We start from the raw sequence: 372 nt of genomic DNA on the forward strand, positions 1-372 counted from the left end.
CGGAAGAAATCTAGTTGTAGAAGTTTCGATTTTACTTGAAAGTTACGGCCTTTGAAGCTCTGTTTGTCAGGTCTAGGCCGTGTGGATGGATTTTATCAAGATGAAGGCTGCGGCGATTGCGACGATGGACCGGAAGTTTCTGGCGGTTTTCTCGCAACGCAGGGCGACGCGTTTAAAGCGTTTGAGCTTCCCCATCATTTTTTCGATGCGTGCGCGGCCGCGGTAGAGCGCTTTGGCGAAGTGCCTGGGAATCTCGCGCCGGTTTGATTTGTATGGAATGACCGGGACAGCCCCTGCCTTTCGCGCAGCCTCTCGATTGGCATTGCTGTCATAGCCCTTGTCGGCAACGATAGCCCGGTGCTTGATGTCGGG

General features: G+C 53.8%; 1 protein-coding gene. It reads right to left on the minus strand.

All coding sequences use genetic code 11. The features are described 5' to 3' along the window. Positions 1-72: 72 nt before the first annotated feature. On the minus strand, positions 73-372 hold a 300-nt coding region (locus Q0835_RS30215; RefSeq protein ID WP_298967209.1), incomplete at its 5' end, for a transposase.

Origin of the sequence: uncultured Roseibium sp. (genome assembly GCF_947499295.1) — a bacterium.
In the GTDB taxonomy this organism is placed as follows: domain Bacteria; phylum Pseudomonadota; class Alphaproteobacteria; order Rhizobiales; family Stappiaceae; genus Roseibium.